Source organism: Kribbella sp. NPDC003505, from assembly GCF_040610875.1.
Taxonomy (GTDB): Bacteria; Actinomycetota; Actinomycetes; order Propionibacteriales; family Kribbellaceae; genus Kribbella.
In genome coordinates, this window is the sequence record NZ_JBEXNA010000001.1 from 256392 (window position 1) to 267508 (window position 11117).

The 11117-nt window shown below is 72.6% G+C and carries 3 protein-coding genes; 1 reads left to right on the forward strand and 2 read right to left on the reverse strand.

Annotation, left to right across the window (positions count from 1 at the left end; all coding sequences use genetic code 11):
- Positions 1-201 precede the first annotated feature (201 nt).
- A complete protein-coding gene (nagZ, locus tag ABZX12_RS01195; protein WP_355688705.1) occupies positions 202-1686 on the reverse strand; it encodes a beta-N-acetylhexosaminidase in 1485 nt (494 codons plus the stop codon).
- Positions 1687-2033: 347 nt separating this feature from the next.
- Between nagZ and ABZX12_RS01200 the strand changes: the two genes are divergently transcribed.
- A complete protein-coding gene (locus tag ABZX12_RS01200; protein WP_355688707.1) occupies positions 2034-2963 on the forward strand; it encodes an ROK family protein in 930 nt (309 codons plus the stop codon).
- Between the two features lie 461 nt (positions 2964-3424).
- Here ABZX12_RS01200 and ABZX12_RS01205 read toward each other — a convergent pair whose 3' ends face one another.
- On the reverse strand, positions 3425-11110 hold the full coding sequence (locus tag ABZX12_RS01205) for an amino acid adenylation domain-containing protein (RefSeq protein WP_355688709.1): 7686 nt from the start codon (positions 11108-11110) through the stop codon (positions 3425-3427).
- Positions 11111-11117: the final 7 nt, after the last annotated feature.

Below are 11117 nucleotides of genomic sequence, written 5' to 3' on the forward strand. Positions count from 1 at the left end.
GACGCCCCACCCCCGAGCCGGTGGGTTGACCCCTGAGGTGGTGGGTTGACCCCTGAGGTGGTGGGTTGACTCCTGAGGTGGTGGGTGGACCCCCGAGGTGGTGGGTTGACCCCTGAGAATCTTGGTCCGCAACCCACCAACTCAGGGGCCAACCCCGGAGCTTGCGCCGTCGCCGGAAGGCGTGAGCGGGGGCGCGGTGGGTCAGGGCTCGCGGGTCAACTGCCGGGCGATCGCCTCGAGCACGATGACGTTGCGGCCGGAGGTCGTGGCGGAGGGGACGCCCTGCGGGACGAGCGCCTGGTCCTCGGGGATGCCGGTGCAAAGGACGAAGACGTTGTCGGGGTGACCCTGGATCAGGTGCTCCAGTGCGGCGCGCATCCACGGCGTACGGCCCGCGTCCTGCACGGCGATCACCAGCGGACGGCCCTGCGCGGCCTTCGCCGCCTTGGCGATCGCGTCGTCCTGCGGCTCGCCCGTGTCGGTGAGGTGGTGCTCGCCGCGCAGGACGACACCCTCCGCGCCCGGCGCCACCCGGGTGAAGATCTCGGGCAGGCCGGAGAAGTACGGGTTCCAGGCCGGGTGCAAGCCCTGCGTCAGGTCGATGACGTACGGCGTCGCGCCGTACGCCGGGAAGGTCTGCCCGGCCACCACCCGCGCAGCCACCTCGCGGATCGGGGCGCCGCCGAGGCCCGGTAGCCGCGAGCGCCGACCGAGCGACGTGGCGAGGGCGCGAACCCGGTCGGCCGCGTCGGCCACGCGTTCGGCGGGCAGGGTGCCGTTGCGGACCGCCTCGACCATGCGGGCGGTCAGCGCCTGCGGGTCCGCCGTACCGACCGCGATCATCGCCAGGTCGGCCCCGGCGGCGATCGACGCGACGGCGGCGTCCTCGATCGAGCGGTTCTTGGTGATGGCCTGCATCTCGAGCGCGTCGGTGGTGATGACCCCGGTGAAGCCGAGCTCCTCGCGCAGCAGCCCGGTCAGCACCCGGTGCGACAGCGTGGCCGGCTGGTCGTCGTACGCCGAGAAGATGATGTGCGCGCTCATCACGACATCCGCACCGGCGGCGATGGTCGCGCGGAACGGGGCCAGCTCGACGGCGCCGACCTCCGCCACCGAACGGTCGACCCGCGGCAGGTCGGTGTGCGAGTCGACCGACACGTCGCCGTGGCCTGGGAAGTGCTTCGGGCAGGCGGCGATACCCGCGTCGTGGACGCCCTCGACGAACGCGACGCCGTGCCGCGAGACGACGTCCGCCGTGCGGCCGAACGAGCGGGTGGAGATGATCGGGTTCGCCGGGTTGCTGTTCACGTCGACCGACGGGGCCAGCATCAGGTCGATGCCCAGCGCCGCCAGGGTCGCGGCCGCGTCCCGGGCGGCGGCGCGGGTCAGGTCGACGTCGTCCAGGTCGCCGAGCAGCCGCGGGGACGCCAGCGGCCACGGATTCGCCGGCGCCAGGTGGCTGAATTCGCCGCCCTCGTGGTCGATCGCCACGATCAGATCCGGCCGCTCGGCCCGCAGCTGCGCGGTCAGCGCCGCGACCTGGTCGGCGTCCGCGACGTTCCGGGTGAACAAGATGACCGCCCCGAGGCCACCCGCCACCGCCCGGCGCAGGTCGTCGCGCGCCGTCGTCCCGGTGAAGCCGACCACCAGTGAGCCGGCCGCGTCACGATCCAGTTGATCACTCATCCCCCAACCCTCTCCCGCACCCGGCTCACCCCGCCACCCACCCCCACCCGCCGCCCCTCGAAGGGCGACTTTGTGCACCGGATCCGTACGCCGAACCCCTCGGAACGCGGATCTGGTGCACAAAGTCGGCCGCGGTTGGGTCCGCCGGGCGGGGTCGGTGGTGGGGTCGACGGGGTCGCGGCGTCTATCTGGGGACGGCTGGAGGGGTTTCGTTGTCAGGGGCTGTCATGGCAGTTACCTGCCGTCTTCCTGCGGGTTTTCCATGATTACCTGGAATCAGCACTGTCTGTTCGGGCCGACTACAGATAACGTTGTCTCTCGACCTGACCGCCCTGACCGGGGGGACGATGAGCGACGACGCAGCTTCGGCGCGGGGAACCGTGCTGGGAATCGACATCGGCGGCACGAAGATGGCCGCCGCTTTGGTGTCCGCCGACGGCACGATTCTCACCGGCGACCGGATCGCCACCCCGTCCGGCGACGCCGGTCAGGTGTTCGCCGCGCTCGCTGAGCTGATCGCGCGCGTCCGCGGCGACGCGACTCCCCTGGCGGTCGGCATCGGCTCCGCCGGCCCGCTCGACCAGCAACACGGTCTGGTCTCCCCGGTGAACATCCCCGGGTGGCGCAACTTCCCGATCGTCGACCAGGTCCGGGCGCTGACCGGCGACGTCCCGGTGGCGCTCGGCCTCGACGGCCACTGTTTCGCGCTCGGCGAGTTCTGGAGCGGTGCCGGCCGGGACGCGCGCACGCTGCTCGGGGTCGTCGTGTCGACCGGTGTCGGCGGCGGGCTCGTCGTCGACGGCAGGCCGTTGGTCGGCCAGTCCGGCAACGCCGCGCACATCGGCCACGTGGTGATCGACCAGGACGGCGAGGCCTGCGCGTGCGGGTCGTTCGGCTGCGTCGAGGCGTACGCGAGTGGCCCGCGGATGGTCGCCCGCGCACAGCGCAGCGGCTGGCGGACCGGCGAGGCCGTGGACGCCGAAGCCCTGGCTGCCGACGCCGCCGCCGGGGACGAGCTCGCGCTGGCCGCCTTCGACGACGGGGCGCAGGCGCTGGCCGCCGGGATCGTGGCGACGGCGGTGACCGTCGACCTGACCACGGTCGTGATCGGCGGCGGCGTCGCGAAGGCGGGGCCGGTGCTGTTCGACCCGGTGCAGGCGTGGGTGAAGCGGCTGGCGCAGCTGCCGTTCGTCACGGACCTCACCGTGGTGCCCGCCCAGCTCGACAACGCGGGCCTGTTGGGGGCCGCTCACCAGGCGTGGGCGGCACTGTCCTGAGACGCACATTCTTGCGCGTCCGGTAAGGCCTCTCCCGCGCACCTTTGCGCAATTTTTACGAATCTCGCGGATCCGTGTAACGACGGCGCTGTGTCACGCGATGCAACGGATGGATGGGGTGGGGGCACCGTCATCCACGGGCGGTCGAGGGGGCCCGGACCGGCCGGCGCACGGGAGATCGAGGGGGCCTTGGATCGACCGGACACGTGAGCGGCGGGTGAGGCGACTCTCCCGCCGCAACCGTGTCAACCACGGATCGGGAACCAGCGTGCCTTCGGCAACGTCCGACCGATCGAACACGTTCGATCCTGTGGAGGGATGGGATCGAACGCGGGTTCTGCACCGTGAACGGCGGACGGTGGCCGCGGGAGGGCTGTCACTGACCTGACCCCCCGTCCACGGTGCAGAACTTCCACGTCCAGGCCCGTCGACTCAGGACCGTCCACCCAGGACCGGGCCGCTCAGGACTTCGGTGTGAGCCACTCCGGTTCCGGCAGCCGGCCGCGGTCCAGCCGCCCGTTGTCGTCCAGCGGGAGCTCCTCGATCGGGATCAGGTCCGCCGGCACCAGGTAGATCGGCAACTCCTTGCCGAGGTCGAGCATCAGCCTGGCCAGCACCGCGGGGTCGCTGTCCTCGAGGACGACGTACCCGATCAGGCAGGTGTCGCCGCCCGGGTCCGAGCAGGCCACCACGACCGCGTCGACGACGCCGGGCTGGTCGGCCAGGACGTGTTCGGTCTCGCCGGGCTCGACCCGGTGGCCGCGGATCTTCACCTGGTCGTCCGCGCGGCCCAGGTACTCCAGGGTGCCGTCGGCGCGCCAGCGGCCGAGGTCCCGGCTCCGGTACAGCCGCGCGCCCGGGTGCCCCGGGTCGGCGACGAACGCGTGCTCGGTCTCTTCCGGCCGCCCGATGTAGCCGCGGGCAACGGCGGCGCCGCCGAGGTGGATCTCCCCCACCGCGCCGACCGGCACCGGCCGGAGCGCGGCGTCCAGCAGCCGTACGGCGACACCGTCGATCGGCCGCCCGATCGACGGCCGGTCCTCGGCCGGGTCGACCTCGTGGATCGTGGTCACGATCGACGCTTCGGTCGGGCCGTACTCGTTGAACAGCCGGCACTGCGGGTGCGCGTCCAGGAAGTCCCGGACCTTGTGCGTGAGCACCATCGCCTCGCCGCCCGCGACGATCTCGTGCAACTCGGGCAGTTCGGGCAGCCGGCGCATCGTCGCGAGCAACGCGGTCAGCGGGCTGAACGCCATGAACAAGCGCTGTACGCCGTGGTCACGCAGCGCCGCGACGACCGCGTCCGGGTCGTACCGGTCGTCCTCGCCGATCAGGACCAGCGCCGCGCCGGACGCCAGCGTCGTGAACATCTCCTGCACGTGGACGTCGAACCCGAACGACGTCCACTGCAGCGTCCGCAGCGAGCGCCGCGTCCGCAGGTAGTGCCGGACCAGGTTCACCGGACCGCGGTGCGGAACCACGACGCCCTTCGGGTTTCCGGTCGAGCCGGAGGTGTAGATGCAGTAGGCAACATCGTCGGCCGCCGCCCGGACCGGCGGCGCCTGCCGCGCCCGGGTGTCGCCGTCGCCGGCGGCCACCGGAACCAGCCGCAGGCCGAGGCGATCGGCCAGCGCAGCGTCGTCGCCGACCAGCGCCACCGCCGCCGCGTCCTGGACCATGAAGGCCCAGCGCGACTCCGGTACGCCGGGATCCAGCGGGAGGTACGCCGCGCCGGACTTCAGCACCGCGAGCACGGCCACGACCATTTCGGTGCCGCGGGCAACGCGGACCGCGACCAGCTGCCCGGGCTTCACGCCGAGATCGACGAGCTGCCAGGCGACCGCGTTGGAGCGACGGTCGAGCTCGGCGTACGTGAGCTCGCGGCTGCCCTGGATCAGCGCGGTCGCGTCCGGTGTACGCGCGACCTGCTGCTGGAAGAGCGTGTGCAGACCGCTGAGTTCGCCGGCGACGACCGCGTCCCGTCGTACTCGGCCGGCCGAAGCGAGACCGGTCGGTTCGCCTTGGAGCTCGCCCGCCAGGTCGCCCTCGAGGTCGGGCAGTGCGGCGAGGTCGCCCTCGGTCGGCAGCACCAGGTCCGGCAGCCGCAGCTCCGGGCTGGTCGTTGCCCTGCGCAACACTTCGGCCAGGTAACCGAGCAGCCGCTCGATCGTCGGGCGCGCGAACAGGCCGGACCGGTAGTCCGCCGTACACGTGATGCCGGCGCCGTGCTGGGTCAGCCGGAACCGCAGGTCCACGCTCGGCGGCAGCTCGTCGTCGCCGTCCTCGAACTCGACCAGGACCTGGAACAGCGGATCCCGTTGCAGGATCGCGAGATCGGTGCCGGCGTGGTCGAACGCGCCCGCGGTGATGTCGCGGATCCGCTCGGTCAGCTCACCGAGGTCGGGCTCGCCGGACAGGTCGATACGCAGCGGGAGCGGACGGCGCGGATCCGTCGAGGTGTCGCCCTTCGGGCGGATCAGGGCCGAGCCGATGGTCACGTCGTCCTGCGCGGCGAACCGGCCGAGCACGGTCGCGACCGCGGCCAGCATGGCCATCACCGGGCTGAGCTTGCGGTCCCGGCTGTACGCGAGCACCGCGTCGCCGAGCTCCTCCTCCAGCTCGTGCTTCACCGACGCCACCGCGTCGTCACCGGCGGCGCGGGCGCGGTCCGCGGGGAGCACCAACGGTTCGGCACCGGCCAGCACCTGGCTCCAGTACGCGAAGTCGCGGCGGCGCGGATCGGCGGCCGGGTCCGCCGTTCTGCGGGAGGGCGCCGGCGGCTCGTCGTCGGTCCAGGAGACGGCTGCGCCGCCGACGCTGCCGTCACTCACATCCGACGCGGTTTCCGTTGCGTCGTTGGCGTCCGCGGTCTGCTCGGCCGCCGCCGAGGGCTTGGCCTCCGGGGCCGGGTCGCCGAGAAGGGCGAGCTGTTCGCGCATGAGCTTCGTGACACCGTCCACCAGCTGACCCGCGACCCGGAGCTGCTGCGACATGAGCGCAGCCATGCCGCTCCCCGGCAGCTCGGCCTCGCTCGTCGCCGCCGCGGCCTCGTCCACCTTCGCGGCCAACTCCGCGAGCCCGGAGCCCAGCACGGCCAACGCCGTCCGCGCGTCCCGAACCGGCTCTTGCTCGGCGGCGGGCTCTTGCTCGACGACGGGCTGCGGCTCCGGCTCCGGCTGGGGCAGCTCCGGCTCGGCCGTCTGGACCGCGACCGCGGTCGCAAGCTTGTGCGGCGTGGTGTACGTGAGGAACAGATCGTCCGGCGCCAACTCGGCCTCGAACCGGCTGTTGAGCTCGTCGATCACCGGCGCCATCGACGCCGGCGTCGCCCCGAGCTCGGCGAACGTGTGGTCGACGGTGAGGTCGTACGGGTCGAGGTTGTGCACCTCGCAGGTCATGTCGAGCACGACGTCCAGCGACTCGCGGTACCGCTCGGCGGACATCTCGTTGCCGGACAGCGACCCGGCCTGCGCCAGGTAGTCCGCGTCGATCTGATGGGTCTCGGCCGGCAACGCGAACGGCGAGGCAGCCTCTTCGGCCTGCTCGACCGGCTCGGCCTGCTCGACCCTCGCCGGCTCCGGCGGGTCCAGCGGAATGCGCTTCACGGCGGCGCTCGACGGCGGCTCGAAGACCACGGTCCGCGCACGGGCGGCGCGCTCGAACGCGTTCAGCCGCGGGGCGACGTTGTCCACGGCAACCGCCGTCCCCGGACCGGCCGGAACCGTCACCGACGGGTCGACCGGGTGGTGCACCCGGCGGAACGGGTACGTCGGCAGCGGAACACGCCCGCCGTCCGGGTAGACCTTCGCCCACGCGATCTCGGTGCCCTGCTCGTACAGCTCGGCGAGGCCGTTCATCGTCGCGAGCACCGGGTCCTGACCGAGACGCTGCGCCGGGATCCACGTGCTGTTCGGCGCGATCCGGCGACCCGCGGGGCTGAGGACGGCATCCGGCCCGAGCTCCAGGAACCGGCGGCAGCCGGCCGCCGTCACCGCCTCGACCGCGTCGCCGAACAGCACCGGCTGGCGCAACTGACCGACCAGGTAGTCGCCGTCGAGCACCGTCCCGGACTCGAGCAGATCACCCGACCAGCTCGACACCATCGGCGTCCGCAGCGGCTTCAGCGTGATCCCGCGGACGATCTCCGCGAAGTCGGACAGTATTGGGTCCACCAACGAGCTGTGGAACGCACGGTCGACGTCCAGCCGTTGCCAGGACACCTGCAACTGGTCCAGTTGCGCCGCCAGCTGGCCGACGATCACCTCGGAGCCGGTCAGCACGAACGACTGTGGGCCGTTGCCAGCAGCAACCTCTACTCCCGCGGTCCGGGCGATCTCGCGGACCCGGTCGGCGTCGGCGCGGACGGCGACCATCGCGCCGGGCACCGTGCCGCGCTGCATGAGCTCGCCGCGCTTCGCGGTGAGGCGTACGCCGTCGGCCAGTGAGAGCGCGCCGGCCACGCACAGAGCGGCGTACTCGCCGACGCTGTGCCCGACGACCAGTGCGGGCTGGACGCCGAACGACTGCCACAGCCGAGCCAACGCGAGCTCGAACGCGAACAGCGCAGGCTGCGCGGTCTCGGTCGGCCACACGCCTTCCGCCGTACCGGCCGGGGTGAGGAGCAGGTCGAGCAGGCTGCCGCCGGTCTCCTCGTGGTACACGCGGTCGCATTCGTCGAGGACCGAGCGGAACGCTGGGAACCGCGCCGCGAGCCCCGCCGCCATTCCGCGCCGGGCCGCGCCCTGTCCGGTGAACGCGTAGCCGAGCGGGCCGGGGCCTCCGCGCGGCACCTCGGTCGGCTGGGCGGACCCGAGCGCATCGACCAGCTCGGCCTCGGTACCGCCGGCGACCGCGATCCGGTGCCGGTGCGCCGGCCGGCCGAGCGCCGCCGTACCGGCAAGGTCGATGAGGCGGTGACCGGTGCCGTGGTCCAGGTCGGCGCGGTACAGCTCGACGAGGTCGGCGAGGGCATCCGGGTCGGGCGCGGACAGCGGCAGTACGACGGGGCCGTCGTCGCCGCGGCGGATCTGCCGCGGCGCCTCCTCGAGGATCACGTGCGCGTTCGTACCGCTCGGGTCCAGGGCGCTGACGCCGGCGCGCAGCGTCGTACCGCCCGACTGCAGCGGCACCGTCCACTCGCGGGTGTCGGTGCCGATCACGAACGGGCTGCCCTCGAGGGCGAGCGCCGGGTTCGGGCCGGTGTAGTTGATCGTCGGGACCAGCGTCCGGTGCTGCAGCATCAGGATCGCCTTGATCAGGCCGGCCATCCCCGCGGCGCTGTCCAGGTGGCCGATGTTCGGCTTCACCGAACCCAGCGTGCAGAACCCGACCTTGCCGGTGTGCCGGCGCAGCGCCGTCGTCAGCGCCTTCACCTCGGCGACGTCCGCGGCCGGGCTGCCGACGCCGTTCGCCTCGAGGTAGCTCAGCGAGTCGGCCTCGAACCCGGCGCGCTCCAGGGCGCGCTCGATGAGCTCCTGATTGCCCGTCGGCGCGTCCTCGTTGCTGACCGCCGTACCGCGGATCACGGCGTACACCGTGTCCCCGTCGGTGAGGGCCTGGTCGAGACGCTTCAGCAGGACGGCGGCGACACCGTTCCCGCCGACCGTGCCGTCGGCGTCCGCGGCGAACGCGCGGACCCGGCCGGTCGGCGACAGGATCGAATCCGGCGCCGGGTGGTACGTCGTTGCCTGCGGCACCTGTACGGCGGCGGCGCCGGCGAGCGCGAGATCCGCGTCGCCGGACCGCAGCGCCTGGCAGGCCAGATGCACCGCGACCAGCGAACTCGACGAGGCCGACTGCACGCCGATCGCCGGCCCGGTCAGGCCGAGCCGGTACGCGACCCGGGTGGCGATCGAGTCGCGGGACTGCTGCTGGCGGTTGTACAAGTTCATGCCCGAGCCCGCGAACACCCCGACCCGGCTCGTCGTCCCCGCGTACCCGCCGTGCTCCAGCGCCTGGTGACACACCTCGAGGAACAACCGCTGCGCCGGATCCATCAACTGCGCTTCACGATCACTCAACCCGAAGAACTTCGCGTCGAACGACTCGACGTGCTCCAGCACCCCACCGACCGCGACAGCCCCGTCACCCCCGTCCGGCGCCTCCCGCCGAACACTCTCCACCCCCGCGACCAGGTTCTCCCAGAACTGCTCGATCCCCTCGGCCCCCGGAAACCGCCCGGCCATTCCCACCACGGCCACCGGCTCCACAACACCCGCACGACCCTCACCCCGCCGCACCGCAACAGCCTCAGCACGCGCACCAGCCGGCACCGACTCGTCCTCACCGGACGACTCGAGACCTGCATCGGCAACATCGGCGGCGGCGTACGCCTGCTCGTCGGACTGCTCCCGCTCCGCAGCGGGTACGACGGATTCCGCGGCCGCGTCGTCCGCCTCGTCAGACTGCTCCGGCACTGCGTCCGTGGACGCGGCGGCGTTTGCAGCCGGTACGTCGGCACCAGCGGACCCGTCGTGCGACTCCTCGACGGCCTCCGGCTGCGCATCGTCCGACTCGGCCGCCTCGTCGGACTCCTCAGGAGCGGCGATGTCCTCGTCCGGGAACGAGGGGGTGCTTGCGGTCGACGCGTCGTCCGTCGCGTCGCGAGAGCCTTCGGCGGTCGACGCGAGGGTTGCGTCAGCTACCTCAGAGGACGTCAGATCGGCCGCCGACTGCTCGGTGTCCTCAGCCTGCTCGTCGGTCTGCTCCGGCTCCACGACCTGCGCGTCGAGGGTCTGCTCAACCGCATCAGGTACGGCGGACGCCGCGTCGTACGACGGCTCCTCCGCACCGTCGACCTGCTCACCGCCGACCGACCCATCAGCCTGCGCGTCAGAAACATCTGCAGTCGCACCCTGCGGCTCCGATGCCTCCGCCTGCTCTGTCTCATCGCCCTGCGCGTCGGGAGCGGCGGCCGTCTCTTCATACGGCTGTTGCCCCACGTCTTCGGCCTGCTCGCCGGCCGGCTCCGGGCCTTCGGTCAGCGCCCCAGAGACGGCGACAGTCGCACCCTGTGCCAGCGACTCCTCGGCCTCCGCCTGCTCGCCGCTGGACGCCGGTACCTCCGCGCGCTCGTCGGCGGGCTCCGAACCCTCGGCCTGAACGCCGAGCACAGGAGTCGCGGCCCCCGACTCCTCCTCCGCGTCCACCGCCCGCTCATCGGCGGACTCCGGGCCATCAGCCTGAGCATCGGAGGCGGCTGGCGCGTCGTACGGCTCCTGCTCCGGCTCTGTCGCCTCCTCGTCGGTCGGCTCCGGCTGCCCGGTCTGCACGTCGAGAGCAGCGATGGCTGGAGCTTCCGGCTCCTGCTCCGCGACCTCGGTCTGGTCATCCTCGGGCCCCGGCCCCTCGACCTGCGCGTCGGAGGCGACAGCCGGCGCGTCGTACGGCTCCTGCTCCGGCTCTACCGCCTCCTCGTCGGTCGGCTCCAGCTGCCCGGTCTGCGCGTCGGGCGCGGCCGTCGTTGCCGGGTACGGCTCTTGCTCCTCGACCTCGGCCTGGTCCCCCGTGGGCTCCGACTCCTCGGCCTGCGCGTCGGAGGCGGCTGGCGCGTCGTACTGCTGCTCCGCCTCCGCCACCTGCTCGTCGGCGGGCTCCGGCCGCTCGGTCTGCGCGTCGAGAGCGGCGATGGATGGAGCTTGCGGCTCTTGCTCCGCGACCTCGGCCTGGTCGTCCGTGGGCTCCGGCCGCTCGGTCTGCGCGTCGAGAGCGGCGATGGTTGGAGCTTGCGGCTCTTGCTCCGCGACCTCGGCCTGGTCGTCCGTGGGCTCCGATTCCTCGGCCTGAGCGTCGGAGGAAGCTGGCGCGTCGTACTGCTGCTCCGCCTCCCCCACCTGCGCGTCAGCGGGTTTTGGCTGCTCGGCGTGCTCGTCGGCGCGAGCCGCGGTCTCGTCGTACTCCCGTTGCTCCGCGCCCTCGGACCGCTCGTCGGTGAGTCGCTCGGCCGGCGCCTCGGTCGGCGCCGGACCATCAGCTCGAGCGTCGGCGAGACCCGCCCCGTCGGCCGGCGCGTCGGGGACGGCGCTGGTTACAGCGCCAGGCTGCGGTTCCTGGGCGTCTGCCTGCTCGTCGGTCGGCTCCAGGCCTTCAGCCTGTACATCGGAGACAGCCGAGGTTGCGGCTTGTGACTGCGGCTCCTCGGCGTCCACCTGCTCG